This window comes from Chryseobacterium formosum (genome assembly GCF_026460885.1).
In the GTDB taxonomy this organism is placed as follows: Bacteria; Bacteroidota; Bacteroidia; order Flavobacteriales; family Weeksellaceae; genus Chryseobacterium; species Chryseobacterium formosus.
The window spans coordinates 1-22992 of the sequence record NZ_JAOVZW010000010.1; the positions used below are offsets into that span (position 1 = coordinate 1).

A 22992-nucleotide genomic window follows, 5' to 3' on the forward strand; every position below is an offset into this window, starting at 1 on the left:
GGCGCGGGCTTTGCCCGCGCCGAAACTATTCTATGGATAAAACCTAATGATCTATTTTTTTAAAAATCTCTGTACAACCTTCATCACAAGCCAAATTTCCGAATTTATTTACTTCATTTAAAATCAATGATGACCGGATTAGTTGATAAGAGAAATAAGTTGTGTCTTTTGTCACAGGATTTACCAATTCCAAAATATCTCGTTTATTGATATTAAATTTCCCTGAAAAAGCTTTTCCGTTGGTAAAATCTTTATAAGTTCCATTTGAATGAAACTGTAATGAATAATCAAAATCTTCGTCAACAATTATTTCAGAGCCTTTTCCTGTTTCTGATTTCACCAATTCCCATGTTCCGATAATTGTATTATCAGTGGATTTTCCACATGAAATTATTAAACTCAACAAAACTAAAGAAATGAAAAACCTCATCATTTGACTGCTTTTAGTTTCTCAACTCTCTTAATTTCATTTAAAAGTAAGGGAAAAGCAGGATGAGCCATTCCCCCGTGATCAAAACCGTCAAGTTCATACAAAACAGTTTCTTTATGACCTTTCAGCTTCATCATTCGCCACATATAAGCGTTTTCTTCATATCTTCCAAGTAGTTCTTTTTCTCGATCTCCCGTAATCAAAAGCAAAGGCGGCGAATCTGCACGGATAAAATGCAAAGGTGCCATTTCATCAATTCTTGCATCGAGTTCTTCGATTCCTTTTTCTTTTCTAGTTGTGAAATGGGAAATCATTTGCCCGCTGAAAGGAATGATTCCGGCTAATTGATTAGCATCAATCTGATATTTATTTAAATAAGACTTGTCCAAACCAACCATTGAGGCAAGATAACCACCTGCAGAATGTCCTGTGATAAAAATCAAATCGTCACTTCCTCCATAATTTTTAATATTTTTAAAAACCCAAGCTGTTGCAGCGGCTGCATCTTCTATATATTTCGGAGCTTTAACTTTTGGAGACAGTCTGTAATTTACTCCAATTACGGCAACTCTTTTATTTTTTAATTCTTCGGGAATGTGTTTTTCTCCGCCTGTAATTCCGCCACCGTGAAACCAAATGATGGTAGAAAAGTTTTTAACAGTTGTTGGAATATAAACATCTAAAACACATCTTTCATTAATGTAAGAATCAGATTTATTTGTTTTCTCATCATAATAATGAATATTGTTGATGGTTTTATAATCCTGCGAAAAAATTTGGATTGAAGAGATTGTTATTAAAAGAAATATGAGGATTTTTTTCATTTTAAAAATTTATGATTTAAAGATATGAATTTATAAAAAAAACAGACCTTCAGCGAAAGTCTGTTTAAAATTTATGATGTTGTTTTTAAATTAAATCTTCGTCAATTTAGCATACTTCAAAATCAAATTTTTCTCCCCTTCATGTAAGAAAACTACTTTTGCTTTGATATTTTGAGGATCAGTTCCATCTAAGAAAGCCACTTCACCAATTCCAAAACGGTCGTGTCTCACTTTGTCTCCCACTTCAATATCCTGCGAAGAAGCTCCGCTTGGGTTGATAATTTTTGCAGAAGCAACAGGTTTTAGTTTTCTTGGTTCTGCAATCGGTTTATCATTTTCACTTTTGGAAATCGTTTTCTTCTCAACCTTCTTGAAACTTCTCATTTCCGAAGGATGTTCATCAAAAATATTAGAACTGATTCCGGTTTTATTAATGAATCTTCCTTCCATTGCTGGATTTAAGAATTCAATATATTCTTCATCCACTTCGCTTAAAAATCTTGAAGGTTCTGCATCGGTAATTTTCCCCCATTGAAAACGTGAAACAGCGTATGAGAAAAACGCCTGTTTTTCAGCTCTTGTTAAGGCAACGTAGAACAAACGTCTCTCCTCTTCCAAGTCTTCTCTGGTGGCTGAACTCATAAAACTCGGGAATAGATTTTCCTCCAATCCAACCAAATGAACAACCGGAAATTCCAGACCTTTTGATAAGTGAATCGTCATTAAAGAAACCATATCTTCATCACCATTCTTTTTATCCTGAGTATCGGCTGAAAGTGCAATATTTTCAAGGAAATTCGGCAAACTCGGGTCACCATCTTCCAACTGAATTTGTTCTTCAATGAAACCCTGCATCGAGTTCATCAATTCCTGAACGTTTTCTACCCTCGAAATTCCTTCCGGAGTCTGATCGTCTTTTAAAAATTTAATTAAACCACTTCTTTTCGCAACTTCCATCGCAACATTATAAGCTGTTTCTGTTTTAAGCAAAACCTGAAATGCTTTAATCATCGACCAAAAATCGCTCAATTTAGTAATCACTCCATTATTAAAGCCTAAATGTGGCGCATAAATAGAGAGATTGTCTAAAACTTTTGCAACCGAAAGATTTTGAGAATCTGCAAAAACAATCAGTTTATTTTGAGTCGTTTCACCAATTCCTCTCGTAGGAAAATTGATAATTCTCATTAAAGCTTCAGAGTCATTTTCATTGACTAAAAGTCTTAAATAACCCAACAAATCTTTAACTTCCTTTCTTTGGTAAAACGAAAGACCACCGTAAACTTTATACGGAATATTTTTTCTTCTCAAAGCGTCTTCAAAAGCACGCGTCTGAGAATTGGTACGATATAGAATCGCAAAATTGTTGAATTTTCTTTGTTCGCGATTATGAAGTTCCCATATATTTCCGGCAACGAAATTCGCTTCATCGGCGTCGGAAAGTGAGCGGTACACTTTTATTTTTTCACCAACTTCGTTTTCACTGAAAACATTTTTCTTAAACTGTTGAAGGTTTTTTGCAATGACAACATTGGCTGCATTTACAATATTTTGAGTTGAACGGTAATTTTGCTCCAAAGAAACTGTGACCGCTTCAGGATAATCTTTTTTGAAATTTAAAATATTATAAATATTCGCTCCACGGAAAGAATAAATCGACTGTGCATCGTCTCCAACTACACAGATATTTTCAAATTTTGAGGCTAAAGCTTTTACAATTAAGTACTGAGAGTGGTTCGTATCTTGGTACTCATCCACCAAAATATATCTGAATCGGTCTTGATATTTTGCCAAAACCTCTGGAAATCTTGTTAACAATTCATTAGTTTTTAATAATAAATCATCAAAATCCATTGAACCATTTTTGAAACATTCCTCAACATATTTCTTATAAATTTTTCCCATGAATTTCATGTTGGCTTTTTCATCAGCCTCTATTAATTCCGGATTATTTTCATAAGCTCTTACGGTAATCAGATTATTTTTATAATTTGAAATTCTAGACAGAACTTTTTTAGGTTTGTACAAATCAGCATCAATATTTAGATCTTTGATGGATTTTTTAAGCACATTCAAAGCATCTTGCTGATCGTAAATCGTAAAATTGGAAGGATAACCCAAATAATGCGCTTCACTTCTCAGAATTCTTGCAAAAACAGAGTGAAAAGTTCCCATCCAAAGGCTTCTCGCATTGCTTGGTCCTACAACTTTCGCAATACGCTCTTTCATTTCTTTTGCCGCTTTATTGGTAAACGTCAACGAAAGAATATTAAAAGGATCAATTCCATTGGTAATCAAATGGGCAATACGCATCGTGAGTACACGTGTTTTTCCTGAACCTGCTCCGGCAAGTACCATCAAAGGTCCTTGTAATGTGGTAACGGCTTCATATTGTGATTCGTTGAGTCCTTTCAGATAATCCATACAGCAAAAAAATTTGGGAACACAAAATTAGTGTATTATAAGGAGAATTCAAATTTGTATTTAATTTCCATCAATATACTTCAGTTCAATATGAAAATAATATACCTTCAATTAAAAAGTCGGTGTGCAAAATTCATACCCTATTACAAATCATTAAAAAAATATTAAAAAAAATGTAACAATTACTGTAAATTTACCACTCATTGACAAAACAATTTCTATTTTATGAAAAAACGACTTCTTAGTGCTGCAGCTGTTGCCTTTTTTGGAGTGATGCTGAATGCACAACAAATCAAATTCGAAGAGTATGATTTACCAAATGGTATGCACGTAATTCTTCACCAAGATAATTCTGCTCCTGTAGTTACTACAGCGGTAATGTACCACGTTGGTGCAAAAGACGAAGTTAAAGGAAGAACAGGTTTCGCTCACTTTTTTGAGCACCTTTTATTTGAAGGAACTCCAAACATCAAAAGAGGAGACTGGTTTAAAATTGTTTCTTCAAACGGAGGACAAAACAATGCCAACACGAGCATGGACAGAACGTATTACTACGAAACTTTCCCTTCAAACAATGAGCAATTGGGTCTTTGGATGGAAGCTGAAAGATTACGTCACGCAGAAATCAACCAAATTGGTGTAGATACTCAGAGAGAGGTTGTAAAAGAAGAGAAAAGATTAAGAATGGATAATTCTCCTTACGGAAATCTTTTCAATACAATTCAACAAAATCTTTTCACCAATCACCCGTACCACGGTTCTGTAATTGGTTCTATCGAAGATTTGAACGGTGCGAAATTAGACGAGTTCAAAGCTTTCTACAAGAAATATTATGTTCCTAACAACGCTACTTTGGTAGTTGCAGGAGACATCAAGCCTGAGCAAACTAAAAAATGGATCTCAGAATATTACGGAAGCATCCCTAAAGGAACTGTAACTCCTAAAAATTTCCCTAAAGATGAGCCTATCACAAAGGAAAAAGAAGTAACTGCAACTGATGCAAACATTCAACTTCCTGCATATATTTTTGCTTACAGAACACCAAGTAATAAAGAAAGAGATGCATATGTTTTAGACATGCTTTCTTCTTACTTAAGCAGTGGTAAATCTTCAGTTTTATACAAAAAATTGGTAGATCAGGATAAAAAAGCTCTTCAGGTTGCAGCTTTCAACCAAGGTATGGAAGACTACAGTATTTTTGCATTCTTTGCAATCCCAATGGGAGCTACAACGAAGCAAGTTTTACAAAATGACATCGATGCTGAGATTAAAAAAGTACAGACTACTTTGATTTCAGATGAAGATTACCAAAAACTTCAAAACCAATATGAGAATCAGTTTGTGAATACCAATTCTAGTATTCAGGGGATTGCTTCTTCATTGGCGACAAGTCATGTTTTGATGGGAGATACAAATTTAATCAACAAAGAAATAGATATCTACAAATCTATTACGAAGCAAGATTTACAAAATGCTGCTAAAAAGTATCTTAATTCTAACCAAAGAGTAATCATCAATTACGTACCTGAAAAAAAATAATCTCTTTAAAACATTAAGTTAAGAAGAATTATTAAAATTAAATTTTTACAAATGAAAAAGCAATTAACCTATATAGCAGTAGCATTTTTATTCACAGGAATGCTTTCTGCACAAAAAATTGATCTTAACGCAATGCCAAAACCAGGACCAACTCCTGCAATCAACATTGCTCAGCCAAAGACTTTCCAATTAAAGAACGGTTTAACGGTAATGGTTGTTGAAAACAACAAACTTCCAAGAGTTAACATGAGCCTTTCTATGGACAGACAGCCTTACTTCGAAGGAAACATCGCTGGAGTGAGCGAAATCATGGCAAGTCAGCTAGACAACGGTACTACTACACTTAGCAAAGACGAATTCAACAAAAAAATAGATTATTTAGGAGCAAGTTTAGGATTCTCTTCTGCTGGAGCTTCTGCAAACTCTCTTTCAAAATACTTCCCGCAAGTATTGACATTGATGTCTGATGCAATCATTAATCCTAAGTTTTCTGCAGAAGAAATTGAAACTGCTAAACTAAGAACTATTGAAGGATTAAAATCTGAAGAGAAAAATGCTTCTACTATTGCTTCAAGAGTTTCTAATGCATTAGCTTACGGAAAAAACACTTCTAGAGGTGAGTTTGAAACGGAAGAATCTGTTAAAAAAATTACTTTGGCAGACGTACAGAACGTTTACAAAAAATATTACGCTCCAGACAATGCTTATTTGGTAATTGTAGGTGATGTAAAATTTGACCAGGTAAAACCAATGGTTGAAAAAGCATTCAGCAATTGGAAAAAAGCAGATACTAAATTTGCAGCTTTAGAGCCTGCAAATAATGTTGCTAAAACGGAAATCAACATCGTTGATGTACCTTCAGCTGTACAATCTGTAGTTTCTGTAGGAAATCTTACTAAACTAAAGATGAATGATCCTAATTATTTCCCTGCAACAATCGCCAACTACATTCTTGGTGGTGGTGGTGAAGCAAGACTTTTCATGAATCTTCGTGAGAAAAACGGTTTCACTTATGGTGCTTATTCAAGCATGACTGCAAGCAAATATTCTCCTGATTTTTCAGCAGAAGCGAGCGTAAGAAATGAAGTTACAGATAAGGCAGTAAAAGAATTCATGAACGAATTGAATGCTATTTCGACTGTAAAACCTGAAGAATTAGCAAATGCTAAAGCTAAATTGAAAGGAAGTTTCATTATGGCATTAGAGCAGCCTGCAACAATTGCAAGATTTGCTTTAAACCAAAAAGTAAACAACCTTCCTGCTGATTTTTATACTAATTATTTAAAATCAATCGATAAAGTAACAGCAGCAGATGTTTCAAATGCTGTAAAAGCTAATGTTTTACCAAACCAAAGCAGAATTTTTGTTGCAGGTAAAGCTTCGGATATTTCTGAAGGATTGGAAAAATTAGGTTACCCTGTAAAATACTATGACGCTAATGCAAATCCTGTTGCAAAACCTGTTGCTCAAAAAGCTGATGTAAGTGTAACTGTAGCTTCTGTAGCAGATAAATATATCGCTGCAATTGGTGGAGCTGCTGCTTTGCAAAAAGTAAGCACAATTACTTTTGATGCTACTTCGAAAATCCAGGGAATGGATATGACGATGAAAATGATTCAAGGTAAAAACGGGAAAATGAACATGGACATGAAAGTAATGGGAAATACTGTTCAAAAAATAGTTTTTGACGGTAAAGACGGTTACATGGAAGCTCAAGGTCAGAAAATGCCATTAAGCGCAGAACAAAAAGCTGAAATGTCTAAAGAAACTGAGCTTTTCCCTGAATTAGGTTTTGCAAAATCTACAGATCTTAAAGTTACAGGAATCGAAAAGTACAACAACGAAGATTCTTACGTAGTAAAAGGAGCAAAGGAAACGTATTACTATTCTGTAAAAACTGGTCTTAAAACTGGTGAAGTTGAAGCAGGAGAAGGAGGTCCTATCCCAACTAGCTACGGAAATTACAAAGAAGTTGCTGGTATAAAAGTTCCTTACACTATCGTTCAGGATATGGGCGGAATGGAACTTACTTTTGATGTAAAATCTTACCAAGTAAACCAAGCTAAAGATTCTGACTTCAAATAAGAATTAATATATTTTAATGAAAACGGTGGCTTTTGCTGCCGTTTTTTGTTTTTAGCCTAAATCTTATTTTGCCATTCGGTAAAAAAAGATTAAATTTGCCCATTCAAAAAGATATCAAAATTAATGGATACTATATTTACACTATTGATGGTTCTTATTATGATTGCCAGCATTTTATTGGTAATCGTTGTTATGGCTCAAAACCCAAAAGGTGGCGGTCTTTCCAGTACATTCGGAGGTGCATCTTCTACGCAATTCGGAGTACAGAGAACAAATGATTTTATGGAAAAATCAACATGGACTCTTGGAGCGGTAATTATCGTTCTGATTTTGATAAGCGTTGTGGTAACAGGAAAACCTAAAGTGGCTGTTCCAACTCCTCAAGCTCCGGCTAAAACTGAAGCACCTGCAGAAAAAGCTCCGGCTTCTACTACAACTTCAGCTCCGGTAAGTGTTCCGGCTTCTAAATAAGAAATTATTATTTAAGATAAAATGAAAAGCAACTCGATGGAGTTGCTTTTTTTATTTCAGTTTGATTTGTTCGATTTTGTGTCTGAGTTTTAAACCTGCTTTCAGAAAAGAATATTGTAGAGGTTTGCTGTTTTTATAATATTTATCAATGAAAATCTGCATCGCTCCATAAAATCTTTGAAGATATACCTCATCTTTTATCGAACTTTCACCTTTATGATGAAGAATTGATGCTTTACCATAATAATAGTTTTGAAAACCGTGATTCAGCAAAGTATAACAGATATCGATATCTTCACCATACATGAAATACTTTTCATCCAAACCTCCAATCTTATTATAAACAGCATTTTTAACTAGGAAAAAAGCTCCTGTAATAACTTCCACTTCCGCCACTTCAAATTCGCCGATATCGTTTCTGTAATACGATTTAGAATTATTTTTTTTAAACTTTGTAAAGAGCTTTTCAAAAGAATTAAACATATCCGGAACTGATCTTTTACTTTCAGGTAGAAATACTCCGTTTGCATCATGCATCCTCACTCCAAGACATCCAAATTCAGGTTTTGAATCGGCAAAATCTAAAATTTCATTCATGTAAAAACCTTCAATTTCTGTGTCTGGATTTAAAATTAAAAGATATTCTCCTTTTGCAGACTGAATTGCCTTATTATTTGCTTTCGAAAAACCATCATTGGTTTCGGAAGCGATAAAATGTACTTTCGGAAATTCGGGAATCAAATCCCCCCACGAACTGTCAGGAGATTTATTGTCAATAACAATAACTTCATAACTGATATTTTTCAAATATTTTTCAATAGAAAGAAGGCAGTTTCTCAAAAGTTGCGTTACGTTATAATTAACGATAATAATAGAAAGTTTCACCATCATTTAATCCTTTTCGTTATAAGGTAATCTGTTGACGATCGATCTTCCCAAAGAAATTTCATCAGCATATTCCAGCTCATCTCCTACTGAAATTCCTCTCGCAATACTTGAAAATTTAATATCGAAATTTTTGAATTTTTTATAAATATAGTAAGCTGTTGTATCACCTTCCATCGTTGCACTTAAAGCAAAAATAAATTCTTTCGCTTTACCCTCATTAAGCTTTTTTTCGATACTCGGAATATTAAGCTGATTTGGTCCCACTCCTTCCATCGGAGAAATTTTCCCGCCCAAAATAAGATATTTTCCTGTGTATTTTCCTGTATTTTCAATAGCAATCACGTCACGAACATCCTCCACAATACAAACCACATCATCACTACGTTTATGATTACTACAAATTTCACAAATTTCAAAATCTGAAAAATTATGACATTCTTTGCAGTATTTAATTTCATTCACAAGATTAATGATTGAAGTTCCCAAACTCGATGCTCTGGAATTCGGTTGTTTTAATAAATGAAGTGCTAAACGTAAAGCTGTTTTTCTACCAATTCCCGGAAGTCCGGAAATCTCGTCCACTGCTTTTGCCAATACTTTACTCGGATAATCCATAACTACAAAAATAAGCATTAAACTTTTAAAATTGAAAATTGTAGGTTCGCAATTATTCAGAAACTTCATCTATTTTTTTACCAAAATTTTGCATTCATAACTTTCGATTATCATTTTCAAACTATCTCTCATAATTTAATTATTGACAATTGTAAATCTGAAAAAACCGTTATCTTTGGAACACAAAATATTAAACTTGAAAATATAAACAAAAAAATGGCACTTAACAACCTAAACTATCCGCTGGATTTTAAATTTAAAATCTCAACTCTTGCCAGCGATTTCAACATTACAGACAGAAACGGAAATTATGTGGCGTATGTACGTCAGAAAATGTTTAAATTAAAAGAAGATGTTGTTGTTTTTAATGATGAAAGCAAAACCAAAGAGCTATTCAGAATTCAGGCGAACCAGTGGATTGATTTTAATGCATCTTACTCAATTAAAGATACATTAGGGAAAAACTTCGGGAGATTAGCACGAAAAGGAATGCGATCAATCTGGAAATCTTCATACAACGTTTTGGATGAAGCAGACCAACAGAAATTTACCATTACAGAAGACAACGCTTGGGTGAAGTTTTTCGACGGAATGGTAGGTGAAATTCCAATTATCGGAATGTTTACCGGATATTTCTTGAATCCTTCTTATACCGTAAAAGGAATGGACGGAAAAGAATATTTTAAACTTAAAAAAATGCCTTCATTCTTTGGAAGAAGATTCCAATTAGACAGATTAGTCGATATTGACGATGAAGACGAAAGTTTGGTTGTTTTATCTTTTCTGATGATGGTTTTGCTTGAAAGAGCAAGAGGATAATAACCATTGGCTTACAATTTGAAGCTGTATTACTTTTTAAATTCAAATACATGAAATATTTAATCATTTTCTTTTCAGCATTTTTATTAGTTGCCTGTAAAAAAGATAAAGAAACTGTTTCTGATTCTACAAAAACTGACTCTACAAATATTATTAATGATTCAGTAAAATCAGATGTTCAGAATACAAATATTGAAATTGGTGTAATTCCTTTTCCAAAAGAGATTAAAGAATGTTCTTGCTATTTTGCTAAGAATAAAGCTGATTTCGAAAACGAAAAGTACATTTACGCTGATGATGCAGGAAAAACTGCTTACATGATGCTCGACGGAAAAAGATTGGCAATGAATCTTATTTCATCAAGCGATATGGAAGTTGATGAACAACTGACGAAAGAAATAGAAAATGAGAATTATAAAATTTCAGTGAAAGGTAAAAAAATTAAGCACGAAGAAGCTTTGCTTTTTGAAGGTACTTTAACGATCGAAAAACCAGACGGAAGCAAAACTACGATGCCAATTTATGGCGAATGCGGATGCTAAGCAATAAGCAATAAGCAATAAGCAATAAGCAATAAGCAAAAATAGTGCTACTGAATTTCGGGAGCATTTTTAATTTCGTAATTTTGAGAAAAATAAATTTTATGGAACTATCAAACATAGAACCGCAGATTATCTGGAAGAATTTTTCAAAGTTAAATGCAGTTCCGAGACCTTCTAAAAAAGAAGAAAAAGTAATTGCCTTCATCAAAGAATTTGGTGAAAATTTAGGACTGGAAACTACAGTAGATGAAGTAGGAAACGTAATTATTAAAAAACCTGCAACTCCAGGAATGGAAAACCGTAAATCTATCGTGATGCAGTCGCATTTGGATATGGTTTGCCAAAAAAATAATGATGTAAATTTCGATTTTGAAACTCAGGGAATCCAGATGGAAGTTGACGGAGACTGGGTAAAGGCAAAAGGAACGACTTTAGGTGCAGATAACGGTTTAGGTGTTGCAACAATTATGTCGATTCTTGAAAGTTCAGACATCCCACATCCTGATTTGGAAGCTCTTTTCACGATTGATGAAGAAACAGGAATGACCGGAGCTTTAGGTTTAAAACCAGGACAATTGACCGGTCAAATTCTTTTAAATTTAGATACAGAAGAAGATGACGAAATCGACATCGGTTGCGCAGGTGGAATCGACGTTACCATTAATCAAAACTACTCTACAGAAGCTTCCAACGGACAAATTGTAAGAATTGAAGTAAAAGGTCTTCAAGGTGGTCACTCAGGAATGGATATTCATAAAGGTTTCGGAAATGCTAATATCATTTTAGGCAGAATTCTTTACAAAGCTTTGGAAAATCAAAACGTTCAGTTAATTTCAATTGATGGCGGAAGTTTGAGAAATGCGATCCCAAGGGAATCTGTTGCTTTAATTTCTGTAAGAAATGCTGGTGAATTCATTGAAAATGTAACCAACGGAATCAAAAAAGAAATTTTAGAAGAATTTGCTTCAATCGAAGCAGGACTTCAAATTAATATTGAAAATTCTACAAGCTCAGAAAAAGCACTTTCTGTAGAAGATTCAAAGAAAATTATTTTGGTTTTAAAGTCGCTTCACAACGGCGTTTATAGAATGAGTCCAGATGTTCAGGATTTGGTGGAATCATCAAACAATGTAGCAAGAGTTGAGTTGAAAGAAGGCGGTTTGAAAATTTTAAACCTTTCTAGATCATCGGTAGATTCGTCTAAAGACTCTGTTGCTGAACAATTGAAATCAGTTTCAGAATTAGCAGGAATGAATGTAGAATTCAGCGGTTCTTATCCAGGTTGGAAACCAAAACCGGGTTCTGAAATCGTTCAGATAATGGAGAAAATTTATACTGAAAAATTCAGCGAGAAGCCTCATGTTGTTGCTTGTCACGCAGGTTTAGAATGTGGAATTATCGGTGCTAATTATCCTGAAATGGAAATGGTAAGCTATGGTCCAACAATCAGAGGAGCGCACTCGCCTGACGAAAAAGCGAATATCTCTTCAACACAGAAATTCTGGAGCTTTACGAAAGATATTTTAGCGAATATTCCTTTGAAATAAGAATGTAATTTTTATATTGAGAATATCCAAAGTCTTTTGATTTTGGATATTTTTGTTTGATTAATAATCTAAGTTTTGGCTAAAGCCATTTAAAGAAATCAAATTTTATAGGAGGGCTAAAGCCCACCCCTATTGAATGACAAAAACATCTACAAAACAATAATTTAAAAAAAATCAAAATATAATCTTATTCAATAGGAACGGGCTTTAGCCCGTTTATAGATTATGCGAAAAATTTTTAGGCTTTAGCCAAAACTTAGAAATTATTTATACTTTTGAGAAAACAACACAAATGTCATTTATCAAAGTTTATATTCATATTGTCTTTTCAACAAAAAATAGAATTCCATATTTTAGTATTTTAGTATTTTAGAACAACGGATTAAAGTTTGGAGACATATTAAAGAAAACGCAACAGAAAAAGGAGTTTTCATGGATATAGTCAACGGATATTCTGACCATTGTCATTGCTTAGTTTCTCTAGGTTCAAATCAAAACATTGAAAATATTGTTCAGTTGATAAAAGGTGAGTCATCTTATTGGATCAATAAAAACAATTTAACAAAGGAAAAATTCGCATGGCAGGAAGAATACTTTGCGGTTTCCGTCTCAGAATCGATGATTGAGCAAGTAAGAAATTATATTAAAAATCAAAATATACATCATCAGAAGAAAACTTTTGAAGAAGAATATCTAGAATTTATCGAAAAATATAACTTTAAATAGGTTTTGGCTAAAGCCGATGAATTTAATTTTTTATAAGTGGGCTAAAGCCCACCCCTATTGAATGATAAAATGAAAATTAGATTGATATCTTAAGCCTCGTATTAATTAAAAACAACACCTATGAAAATCATAAATACCAATCATCTCACTCCTGAACAAAAAGAAAATATTCTTCAATTGTGGAATAATGAATACCCTGAAAAACTAGCTTATAAAAGTATCGATGGACTTGAAAGTTATCTTGAAAAATTAAATGAAGTCAATCATTTTCTTTTAGTGAATGATGAAGAAAATATTCATGGTTGGGCAATTACTTTTGTAAGAGACAGCGAAACTTGGTTTGCAATTATTCTTTCAGAAAACCTTCATGGCAAAGGTTGGGGAACAAAAATTTTGAATGAACTGAAGCAAAATAAAAATGAACTTAATGGTTGGGTAATTGACCACGGAAATGATAAAAAAATCAATGGAGAATTTTATAAATCTCCTTTAGAATTTTATATGAAAAATGAATTTGAAGTTCTACCAGACATCAGACTTGAATTAGAAATTATGTCTGCGGTAAAAATCAAATGGAAAAATAATTAATAGATAACAATGAAAAGTATTACCGTATTTTGCGGGTCGAGTTTCGGTTCGGAAGAAATTTATAAAGAGCAGGCCTATTTAGTTGGAAAAACTTTAGCTGAAGAAAACATTCGTTTGATTTATGGAGGCGCAAACGTTGGTTTGATGGGTTCTGTTGCAGATGGAACTATTCAAAATGGAGGAAAAGCAATCGGAGTTCTTCCTCATTTTTTACAGTCAAAGGAAATTGCACACACGCATCTTACCGAACTAATTTTGGTTGAAACCATGCATGAAAGAAAAACCAAAATGAATGAGCTTTCAGATGGCGTTATCGTTCTTCCGGGAGGTTATGGAACTTTAGAAGAGTTTTTCGAAATGATTACCTGGGCACAACTCGGACTTCACAAAAAACCAATTGCCATTTTAAATATTGATGGGTTTTATAATGAATTAATCAAATTGGTTCAGACTATGGTTGATAAAGGATTTTTAAAACAAATCAATCAGGAAATGCTTTTGGTAAGTGATACTATTGATGAACTTTTAGAAAAAATGAAATATTATCAGGCTCCGACGGTAGGAAAATGGATTTCTAAAGAGAAAGTTTAAATGTTGAAAAGTTTAATTTTTAAGATCAATTAATAATTAGGATCACGATTATTAAAAAGTTTGTAAATTTAAATAATGACTAATTATTATGGCAAAGGACGATTTAAATAAAATATTAACTCAATATGAGGAAAAATCTCCTTTATATGCTTCCTTTAGTTTTAAAGTTGAAAAAATATTAAGGAAATTATGTAAAAATTTTTCAATACATCAGATCGTAAGCAGGATAAAAACCAAAGAAAGCCTTGCGCAGAAAGTCATCAAGAAGAATAAATATGAAAACCTTGATGATATTACAGATATTTTAGCATTAAGAATTATTACTTATTTCGAAGACGATATTTCAAAAATAGAAGAACTCCTTAATAAAGAATTTAAAATTGATTGGGAAAATTCTACCGATAAAAGAAGTATTGAAATTGATAAATTCGGATACAGAAGCGTTCATTACATTCTGCAGCTCAATAATCACAAAAAAGAATTATCTGAGTATGTTGAATTTAAAGACATTAAGTTTGAAATTCAGATCCGGAGCATTCTTCAGCATTCATGGGCAGAAATAGAACATGATTTGGGCTATAAATCTTTTACCGAAATTCCTCAAAAAGCAAAACGCACATTTTACAGAGTTGCAGCCTTGCTTGAGCAGGCAGATATTGAATTTACAAAATTGAAAAAGGAAATTCAGGATTTTGAAAATTCTATCAGTAAAAATTTAAAAAATAAAGAGAAATTTATAGAAATCAACGAGTCAACAATTATTGCTTTTGTGAAAAGAAATCAGCTTTTGCGGGAGATTGAAAACGACATTAAAAAAGCATTAAAGCTTACTGAAAATCCCAAGTTTGACTCAACTTATTTATCTTCGAATAATTTTTCATCACAACTAAAAAATTTAAAAATATTTGATTTAACACAGCTTGAAGAAAATCTCATCAATTACAAACAGGAAATTACGACCAGACAAATAGATTATTTACAATCATTAAATGAAAATTTCAATAACAGTAAAATAAAAATTTCTCTGATGCAAGGTGCTCCCATACTTTGGTTGATTAATTATCTGGAAAATAAATAATAATGCGTTTAGAATTTTTGACTTTGTCTATTAACTAAAAATATGAAACTTTAAATAACTCAAATTTGACGTTTAGAACCTCAACCGATACGTCCACAATCTATCCCGACACGTTAGACAGAAGTCGCGACACATAATTTATAGGTTCCGATACGTTATCTAACCTAAATCGACACGTTCATTAAGCATCCGTCTTAGTTATTTACCCTAACGGAGCGGTTACATATCTATTCCGTTATGTTCTATAACCTATCAGGACAGGTATTTAATAAGTCCTGATAGATGAAAGACTTCTCCGAACCACTGCGCAACTCTGATGGAGACATAAAAGAACGTATCTGAAGAAGTCCATAACCTATCCGAATCATTGAACGACGTATCCTTAACAATAAAACACCTCTAGAATCTGGTTCCAGAGGTGTTTTATGTATTTTTATAATCTTAATTTCTATTAAGGATAAGGAGCAATTGCTACAGCAAGACCTTCCATTGCAGGAACCATGTGCAACTGGCAACCCAATCTGCTATTGCTTTCCACATGATAAGCTTCTGCCAACATCGCATCTTCCTCATCGCCCATCGGCTCAAGTCCTGGATCATCAAGTACATAAACCTGACAAGATGCACACATTGCCATTCCTCCGCAAACTCCGATGGTTCCTTCTTCTGCCAATTCGTACGAACGGATGATTTCCATTAAATTCATGGACATATCCGTTGGTGCAACTACATCATGAGTAACTCCTTCTCTATCGGTGATTTTAATATTTATATCGCTCATCTTAGTTGATGGTTATTGGTTGATGGTTGATGGCATTTATGTTTTACTAACAACTAATAACCAACAACTAACAACGAGATTAATCTATTTTCTTTACAACAGCTTTCTCAGCTTCTTTACGGCTTCCGTCGAAACCATCTACTCCACTTACTGTTGTATATTTTAAAACGAATTTTTTACCCGGATTCAATCTGTTGTAAACACTCTGACACATCAAGGTTGCCTCATGGAAGCCACAAAGAATTAACTTTAATTTCCCTGGATAAGTATTGATATCTCCGATCGCATAAATACCGTCAATGTTAGTTTGATAATCCAATGCATTGTTAACTACGATTGCATTTTTTTCGATATTCAATCCCCATTGAGCAATTTCTCCCAATTTTGGAGTCAACCCGAATAATGGAATGAAATAATCTGTTTCAATGTCGTAAGGATCTTGACCGTCAATTGCTACAGTGATTGCTTCTACTTTTCCGTCACCTTTAATAGCAGTAACTTCAGCCGGAGTAACTAATTTAATTTTACCTTGATTTTTTAAATCCTGAACTTTTTCTACAGAATCCAAAGCGCCACGGAATTCGTTTCTTCTGTGGATCAAAGTTACTTCACTTGCGACATTTGATAAGAAAACGCTCCAGTCTAAAGCTGAATCTCCACCACCTGCAATCACCACCTTTTTATTTCTGAAATGTTCCGGTTCTTTAACGAAATATTCCAGACCTTTCTCTTCGTAATCAGCAATATTATCCATTGTAGGCTTTCTAGGTTCAAAAGTTCCTAAACCACCTGCAATTGCGATTGCTTTACATCTGTGAACAGTTCCTTTATTAGTAATTACTTCAAACCATTCGTCATCAACTTTCGTATATGATATTGCGGTCTCGCCCAAAGTAAATCCCGGTTGGAATTGTTTGATTTGTTCCATTAAATTATCTACCAATTCTCCCGCATTTACAGACGGATAACCCGGAATATCAAAAATCGGTTTTTTAGGATACAACTCAGCCAACTGACCTCCAGGTTGTGGAAGTGCGTCGATGATGTGACATTTCATTTTTAGCAAACCTGCTTCAAATACGGCAAAAAGCCCTGTTGGTCCCGCTCCGATAATCAATATATCTGTAGTGATCATAATATGATGATAATTTAATAATTTGTAGCTGCAAATTTACTAATTTTAATGCGAAGCATATTTAATTATGCCTAAATAAAAAACTGAGATTTATCAAACAACCGCAAAAAACTGAGAATGAAAAACTTGGCAGTCTTTTTGTAAACTTTAAATTATGAAGAAGATACTTACTATCATTGCAATATTTGCTTTCTTTCTGGGATATTCGCAATTAAATAATGTTGCAGACGGCGAATCTATTACGTTAAGAATACACTACGGATTTTTGAATGCGGGTTCAGCAAATCTTACCACAAAAAAGGTTAACTACAAAGGATTTCCGCATCTTTATGTGAAAGGAACAGGACAAACAACCGGAGCTGTAAGAGCTTTTTTCAAGGTCGAAGATTTATACGAAAGTTATATTAACATAGCAACTGAATTACCAAGTTTCTACGTAAGAAATGTAAAGGAAGGTAGTTATACGCAGCATTTACAGACTACTTTTAATCACGATAACAATACATTGATTTTAACTGATAAAAAGACTCCTGCAAATGGTTCTAAAACAATAAAATCTGTAAAAGGAATCCAAGATATGCTTTCCTGCTTTTATTATTTGAGAAGTAAAACTCCTGCCGAACTGAAAGTAGGAACAATTATCAATATGAATGTCTGGATTGATGATGAAATGTTTCCTTTTCAGTTAAAAGTGATGGGAACAGAAAATTTAAAGACAAAATTTGGAACTATTAATGCTTTAAAAATAATTCCATCCGTGAAAAGCGGAAGGGTTTTCAAAGAGAAAGAAGGCGTTACGATGTGGGTAAGCAACGATTACAATCATATTCCTTTATTATTAAAAGCTGAATTGGCTGTTGGTTCTTTAAAGGCAAGTATTGATGATTTTAAAAATGTAAAATATCCTGTGAAGTTTACAAAATAGATTTTTACAAATATGATATCTAAATTCCGGTAAGTTTTATCGGAATTTTTTATGAGTATGTATCTTAGAACTTATTTAAAATTAAATTCATCTAATTTTTGAATTTATCCCTATCCCTATCTAAACAATTATTATCTTTGTAGTGAATTAATGATTTAATAAAACCAAATCAACGGATTGAAACACGTGAAGATGAAAAATAATTTAACCACGATGAGATCGCTTCTTATCGCTTTCCTATTATTAATAGTAAATTTCACTTTTGGACAAGGAATAACCCGAGCTTTTACAGATTTTAATACGTATTGGGATTCTCAAACTCAAAACTCTGTAAACCCAACAACCAGTCACAATTTATTGGCATTTACCTGGAACGGAACAATTTATTCTACAGGAGTAAATGATTCTCGACTGACCACAAATTCTGTCAATTATACTCCACTAACTTTTCAGGCTTTTCCTGCAGCATCTTCTCCAAATCCAAATACAAACACTTATATTGGTGTAGGAAGCAGCTATGGTGGTGGCGATGGAAACATTTCGCCAGTTCCGGTAACCAATAATCTTTTGACTTATATTACTGACGGAACAAATGGTTTAGATCTAGGAACTGCAATTTTTAATTTTCCGGCTTCTTCTCAAATTAAATATCAAATTTCCAATATTAATCCGCTTTCTATTGGCGATGGAATTCCTGACATTGTTTTTACACAAGTTGGAGAAGTAGGAAATGTTTTTGATGTCTATAATTTTGCTGATACCAACGAAGCAGGTGTAGGAATTCCTGTAAGTATTAATTTTTCTACAACAATACCCATTATTGCTTATGGAAAATTTAAATTTTACAATCCAGTAAACCCGACACCGACTTATCAGGCAAATTTATATGGAACAAGACCTTTAAGAATGATGGCTTTTGACTGGAGCGATTTTGGAATTACTACTACCAACGCCGCATCAGTGAAGTATTTTATTCAGAAGTTTTCCGGAGTAAGTGATATTGCATTTACAGCTTATAACAAAAGCTCAATGGGGGTTGTACAATCAATTTCAGGAACCGTTTTTAATGATAATAACGCAGGAATTCCCGATGGAAATGGGTATTCCGGAGCAACGGTGAGACTTTACAATTCAAGTAATGTTTTAGTAAATACAGTAACAACAGGTTCTAATGGTGCTTTTGTTTTTCCAGATGTTTTTCCAGGTAATTATAAAATTGAACTTCAAACTCCTACAGGTTTTGTAATTGTTGGAGCAACTGATAATAACACCGACAATGTTATTAATGTTACTTTAAATGATTTAGCTATCCAAAATCAGAATTTTGGAATTAATCAACCTCCTGTTGCAAATAATGATGTGAAAGGTGGAGAAAAAAATACAGCCATTCAAATTAATCTTACAGCAAACGATACAGACTCAAATAGTGGAACTGTAGTTTCTTCAACTATTAATTTGGTTCCGCCATCCGGATCAAATTCTACTGTAACGGATGTAAATGGAAATGTAAAAGGTTTTAGCATAACAAATGTTGGAGTTTTCAGTTTAACCAATGCCGGTTTACTTACTTTTACTCCACAAACAGGTTTTACAGGAAATTTACCAATCGTAAATTACACTGTTTACGATAATGCCGGCTTACAAAGTAATGTGGCGACAATTACATTAACAGTTTATCAATATTGCACAAAACCAGGAGCAACCGGAGTCGGAACTCCAACTAAACTGGGAATTTCTACACAGACTTCTAAATTATCAGCCTGGCCACAAAATATTCCAAACGGATTTATCGCATTAGAATCTTCAGAAAAAGGATTTGTAATTACTAGAGTTCAGAATTCATCAATGGTTTTAGAACCAAAAGAAGGTATGATTATTTATGATATTGATGCTAAATGTGTAAAATTATACTCAACAACGTGGAAATGTATTGCAAGAGACTGCAATGAGTAGAAAAACAAAAAGCGACTCGAGAGAACCGCTTTCTGTAAACCTAAATTAACATAAATCCCGGAATCATTGCCCCACGAAATATTATGAAAAAATTTTTACCTGTATCTGTTACAGAGCCTTTCAGCTCTGTAATTATACTAAGGATTTCAATCAGTTGTGTTTATATCTTTTATTGATTTTTTAAGCATCTTTTACAGAGCTTTTCAGCTCTGTAATAATGACACTTAGGTTAATCAATTTGTGTTTAAAAGTTATAAGTTGGCTTTTTTAGTATCTTTTCGCAGAGCCTTTCGGCTCTACAATCAGATATATATAATTTTCATCATTTGTGTTTTCAACCAACTTCAAAATTTTGAACTTACTTTTTAAATTTATGACTTAAAAAATCATCTTTAAAGAAATTCTTTTTTCGCTTATCTTTCTTGGTGTAAAATTACCAACTCTTGACTTATCATAATAATTTATCTTGTAGATATACTTCGATGTGTTTGTAGATATTTATCTACAAAAATGAAGTGTCGGAAAAAATTGAGCTAAAAAAAATTAATGATTGTTTTTCATTAATTCGATGAGTTCCACGATGTTTTCGATATCTAGCTTATCGAAAATCCTTTTCTTGACGGTACTTACAGTATTTTGTTTAATGTCGAGATGCGAGGCAATTTCTAAATTGCCCAAACCTTTTACATAAAGCTCTGCAATCTGAAATTCTCTTTCGGTAAGATTTTTTAATCGATTTGTATTGCTATTCTGCATCGAATTAATTAATAAATCCTGAGTAACTGAAGAAATATATCTTCCTGCATTGTGGATTTTAAGAATGGCTTCTTTTATTTCGTCTTCTTCGCTAAGTTTAGTAAGAAAACCATTTGCTCCAGCATTAATGTATTTAATGGATTGAGTATTTTCGTCAACACCAGAAAAAACAAGAATTTTTATTTCAGGCTTAAGAGCTTTTATTTGAGGAATGATGGTAAGACTATTTCCATCAGGGAAAATAGCATCAATCACAACAATATCCAATTGCTGTGATTCAATAGTTTCTAAAACTTTTTGTAAAGTTGATGCATGAAAAATTTCACCATCAAAATCAAGCTCTTCAATCAGAAATTCCACACCCTGTCTAATGAGGCTGTGGTCATCTGCAAGTAAAAAGTTTATTGTTTTAGACTCTAAATTATTCATTTATTAATATTCAAATTAATTGTGAAACTCACTGTAGTTCCTACATTTTTTTCGCTGTCGACAGAGATATTTCCTGAGTATAATTCTACAATTTCTTTACACAGACTCAATCCTAAACCTGCACCTAAATTTTCGACATCTTCAGATAAAACTCCTTGATAATAAGGTTCAAATATTTTTTCCAAATCAGATTTCGAAATTCCTGCTCCTGTATCGATAATTTGTGTAGTTAACGAAACTCTGTTTTCATCAATCGGTTCAGCTTTTGTCTTTACTGTGATTTGTCCGTTCTCAGTAAATTTATTGGCGTTACCGAGAATATTCATAAATACCTGATTGATTTTCGTATTATCAGAATACACTTCAATTTGTGGATTTATATTTTCTTCAACAACAAATTTATTATTTCTTGTCTCAATATAAGGTTCTACAGAAGTTAAAATTGAATCAATTTCATTTTTAAGGTTAAAAACTATAGGAAGCAGTTTATTTTCTACATGCTGATTTTTGGTATATTCTAAAATTTGGTTTGCCTGCATCAACAAAGTATCATTGGTAAAACTGATTGATTTCAAATATTCTTTAATACTATCATCGTTTGTTTTTTTGTTGATTTTTCTGATGAAAATTCCAATAATCTTTAAAGGTGATCTTAATTCATGACTCAACATTCCTAAAATTCTGTTTTTAAAATTTAGGTTTTCCTTGATTTGTTGATTTGCTGCATTCAAACGCTTTTCATAGATGAACGCAATTCTCGTGAAATACATAATTAAAATCGAAACAATAAACATTAAAATCATCGCTCCCAAAATAAGATAAGTTCTGATTTTATTGTTCTCAGAATTTTGCTGAGCGTATTCTTTTTCTAAATCTGATTTCGAATCTTTTACCGCAACATCATAAATATTCATTACACCATTACTGTAAATCAGGAGATTATTAAATATGGTATAAAATTTACCGCTATCATTTTGTTTTTCAACAACTTTTACCTGAATTTTTTTTACCTGACCGGAATAATGATTCTGAACCAAATTCATGATACTGTCTATATCAGCCTTTATTGCAGCTGCTTCAGGAGTTTTCCCTTGCTTTACGGTGATAACCGTACTTTCTTTACGCACATTTTCTTTCCCGGAAATTGCATCACCTAACCTTCCAAACAGTCCTTTTTTCTTTACAGTATCTGCATATGTTTTGGTTTCTACATTAAAATCGTATTTATCCAAATTGTAATCGGTGTCAAACTTTTTTAATTTTGGGAAAGAATTAGGAATTCTAAAATTCGATTTTGTAGAATACTGATAAGTAGAATCAATCAACAACTTTAGGTTCTTGCCTCCTAAAGAATCTGTTTTTTGTATAGTTACAATATTTTTTAATCTTGGATATTTAGCTTCATAACGATTGATATGATCAAAGTTTTCACCAAGTTTATCCAAAGATTTAAAATAAGAATCTAAATATTTTTCTTCGGAATTAGTAAGATATTGCTGAAGAAAATTTTGTGCATTCAAAAGCTCTTTTCGGGAATTGTCCGTCAGTTTTTCCAATGACTGTACTTCTTTCAATTGTTTTTCGATGAAAGCTAAATTCTTTCTGTTTACAAATTCATTATAGAAATATCCCGCTATAATTAGCTGAATTAAAAGAATACAAAAGATAAGAGAATACTGAACAATTTTTCTAAATCTAAAACTCAACGATTTTTGACGGTCATCTTTTGGCTTCATATAAATGTGTATTTTAAAGCTGTTTCGTAATCAGTTTCAGATCAAAAACTCCGATAACAGACTACAAAATTAAACATTTTAGCAAAATTATCACCTTGTTTAGATAAACA

At 32.9% G+C, this 22992-nt stretch carries 20 protein-coding genes and 1 pseudogene; 12 read left to right on the top strand and 9 right to left on the bottom strand.

Annotated elements, in window-relative coordinates:
• Positions 1 to 43: 43 nt before the first annotated feature.
• The 3 genes from OF897_RS08705 to OF897_RS08715 form a co-directional block, all read right to left on the bottom strand.
• Positions 44 to 433, bottom strand: a complete 390-nt coding sequence (locus tag OF897_RS08705) for a hypothetical protein (RefSeq protein WP_267265311.1) — start codon at positions 431 to 433, stop codon at positions 44 to 46.
• Positions 430 to 1254 (bottom strand): alpha/beta hydrolase, encoded by an 825-nt coding sequence (locus OF897_RS08710; RefSeq protein WP_267265312.1) that lies wholly within the window; start codon positions 1252 to 1254, stop codon positions 430 to 432. Before OF897_RS08710 ends, OF897_RS08705 begins: the two co-directional genes overlap by 4 nt.
• A gap of 90 nt (positions 1255 to 1344) precedes the next feature.
• Positions 1345 to 3678 (bottom strand): ATP-dependent helicase, encoded by a 2334-nt coding sequence (locus OF897_RS08715; protein WP_267265313.1) that lies wholly within the window; start codon positions 3676 to 3678, stop codon positions 1345 to 1347.
• A gap of 225 nt (positions 3679 to 3903) precedes the next feature.
• On the opposite strand from OF897_RS08715, the gene OF897_RS08720 reads away from it, so the two are divergent.
• The 3 genes from OF897_RS08720 (at position 3904) to secG (ending at position 7773) form a co-directional block, all read left to right on the top strand.
• Positions 3904 to 5217: a M16 family metallopeptidase gene (locus OF897_RS08720; protein ID WP_267265314.1), complete on the top strand. Its 1314-nt coding sequence runs from the start codon at positions 3904 to 3906 to the stop codon at positions 5215 to 5217.
• Positions 5218 to 5268: 51 nt separating this feature from the next.
• Positions 5269 to 7302 carry a M16 family metallopeptidase gene (locus OF897_RS08725; protein WP_267265315.1) on the top strand — a complete coding sequence of 678 codons (2034 nt, stop codon included), beginning with the start codon at positions 5269 to 5271 and terminating at the stop codon, positions 7300 to 7302.
• Between the two features lie 123 nt (positions 7303 to 7425).
• Positions 7426 to 7773 (top strand): preprotein translocase subunit SecG, encoded by a 348-nt coding sequence (secG, locus tag OF897_RS08730; RefSeq protein ID WP_267265316.1) that lies wholly within the window; start codon positions 7426 to 7428, stop codon positions 7771 to 7773.
• Between the two features lie 51 nt (positions 7774 to 7824).
• On the opposite strand, the gene OF897_RS08735 is transcribed toward secG, so the two are convergent.
• Positions 7825 to 8664, bottom strand: a complete 840-nt coding sequence (locus OF897_RS08735; protein ID WP_267265317.1) for a glycosyltransferase family 2 protein — start codon at positions 8662 to 8664, stop codon at positions 7825 to 7827.
• Positions 8665 to 9276, bottom strand: coding sequence for a recombination mediator RecR (gene recR, locus OF897_RS08740; protein WP_267265485.1), 612 nt, complete (start codon positions 9274 to 9276; stop codon positions 8665 to 8667).
• Positions 9277 to 9492: 216 nt separating this feature from the next.
• Here recR and OF897_RS08745 point away from each other — a divergent pair, with 216 nt between their 5' ends.
• The 7 genes and pseudogenes from OF897_RS08745 (at position 9493) to OF897_RS08775 (ending at position 15167) form a co-directional block, all read left to right on the top strand.
• Complete coding sequence (locus OF897_RS08745; RefSeq protein ID WP_267265318.1) at positions 9493 to 10095, top strand: LURP-one-related/scramblase family protein; 603 nt, start codon at positions 9493 to 9495, stop codon at positions 10093 to 10095.
• 50 nt (positions 10096 to 10145) lie between these two features.
• Positions 10146 to 10637, top strand: coding sequence for a hypothetical protein (locus OF897_RS08750; protein ID WP_267265319.1), 492 nt, complete (start codon positions 10146 to 10148; stop codon positions 10635 to 10637).
• A 101-nt stretch (positions 10638 to 10738) separates the two neighbouring features.
• The gene (locus OF897_RS08755) at positions 10739 to 12184 is read left to right on the top strand and encodes an aminoacyl-histidine dipeptidase (protein WP_267265320.1); all 1446 of its coding nucleotides are present in this window, start codon (positions 10739 to 10741) and stop codon (positions 12182 to 12184) included.
• Positions 12185 to 12476: 292 nt separating this feature from the next.
• A pseudogene (tnpA, locus tag OF897_RS08760) lies at positions 12477 to 12910 on the top strand (IS200/IS605 family transposase).
• Between the two features lie 120 nt (positions 12911 to 13030).
• Entirely contained in the window at positions 13031 to 13498 is a 468-nt protein-coding gene (locus tag OF897_RS08765) for a GNAT family N-acetyltransferase (RefSeq protein WP_267265322.1), read from the top strand.
• Positions 13499 to 13507: 9 nt separating this feature from the next.
• The gene (locus OF897_RS08770) at positions 13508 to 14089 is read left to right on the top strand and encodes an LOG family protein (protein WP_267265323.1); all 582 of its coding nucleotides are present in this window, start codon (positions 13508 to 13510) and stop codon (positions 14087 to 14089) included.
• A gap of 88 nt (positions 14090 to 14177) precedes the next feature.
• A complete protein-coding gene (locus tag OF897_RS08775) occupies positions 14178 to 15167 on the top strand; it encodes a GTP pyrophosphokinase (protein ID WP_267265324.1) in 990 nt (329 codons plus the stop codon).
• Positions 15168 to 15618: 451 nt separating this feature from the next.
• On the opposite strand, the gene OF897_RS08780 is transcribed toward OF897_RS08775, so the two are convergent.
• On the bottom strand, positions 15619 to 15948 hold the full coding sequence (locus OF897_RS08780) for a 2Fe-2S iron-sulfur cluster-binding family protein (protein WP_267265325.1): 330 nt from the start codon (positions 15946 to 15948) through the stop codon (positions 15619 to 15621).
• Positions 15949 to 16027: 79 nt separating this feature from the next.
• Positions 16028 to 17083: an NAD(P)/FAD-dependent oxidoreductase gene (locus OF897_RS08785; protein WP_267265326.1), complete on the bottom strand. Its 1056-nt coding sequence runs from the start codon at positions 17081 to 17083 to the stop codon at positions 16028 to 16030.
• 154 nt (positions 17084 to 17237) lie between these two features.
• Between OF897_RS08785 and OF897_RS08790 the strand changes: the two genes are divergently transcribed.
• Together OF897_RS08790 and OF897_RS08795 are read left to right on the top strand one after the other, a co-directional pair.
• Positions 17238 to 18008, top strand: coding sequence for a DUF3108 domain-containing protein (locus tag OF897_RS08790; protein WP_267265327.1), 771 nt, complete (start codon positions 17238 to 17240; stop codon positions 18006 to 18008).
• 192 nt (positions 18009 to 18200) lie between these two features.
• On the top strand, positions 18201 to 19961 hold the full coding sequence (locus tag OF897_RS08795) for an SdrD B-like domain-containing protein (RefSeq protein WP_267265328.1): 1761 nt from the start codon (positions 18201 to 18203) through the stop codon (positions 19959 to 19961).
• A gap of 543 nt (positions 19962 to 20504) precedes the next feature.
• On the opposite strand, the gene OF897_RS08800 is transcribed toward OF897_RS08795, so the two are convergent.
• Together OF897_RS08800 and OF897_RS08805 are read right to left on the bottom strand one after the other, a co-directional pair.
• Positions 20505 to 21146, bottom strand: coding sequence for a response regulator (locus OF897_RS08800; RefSeq protein ID WP_267265329.1), 642 nt, complete (start codon positions 21144 to 21146; stop codon positions 20505 to 20507).
• Positions 21143 to 22882, bottom strand: coding sequence for a sensor histidine kinase (locus OF897_RS08805; RefSeq protein ID WP_267265330.1), 1740 nt, complete (start codon positions 22880 to 22882; stop codon positions 21143 to 21145). Before OF897_RS08805 ends, OF897_RS08800 begins: the two co-directional genes overlap by 4 nt.
• Positions 22883 to 22992 lie beyond the last annotated feature (110 nt).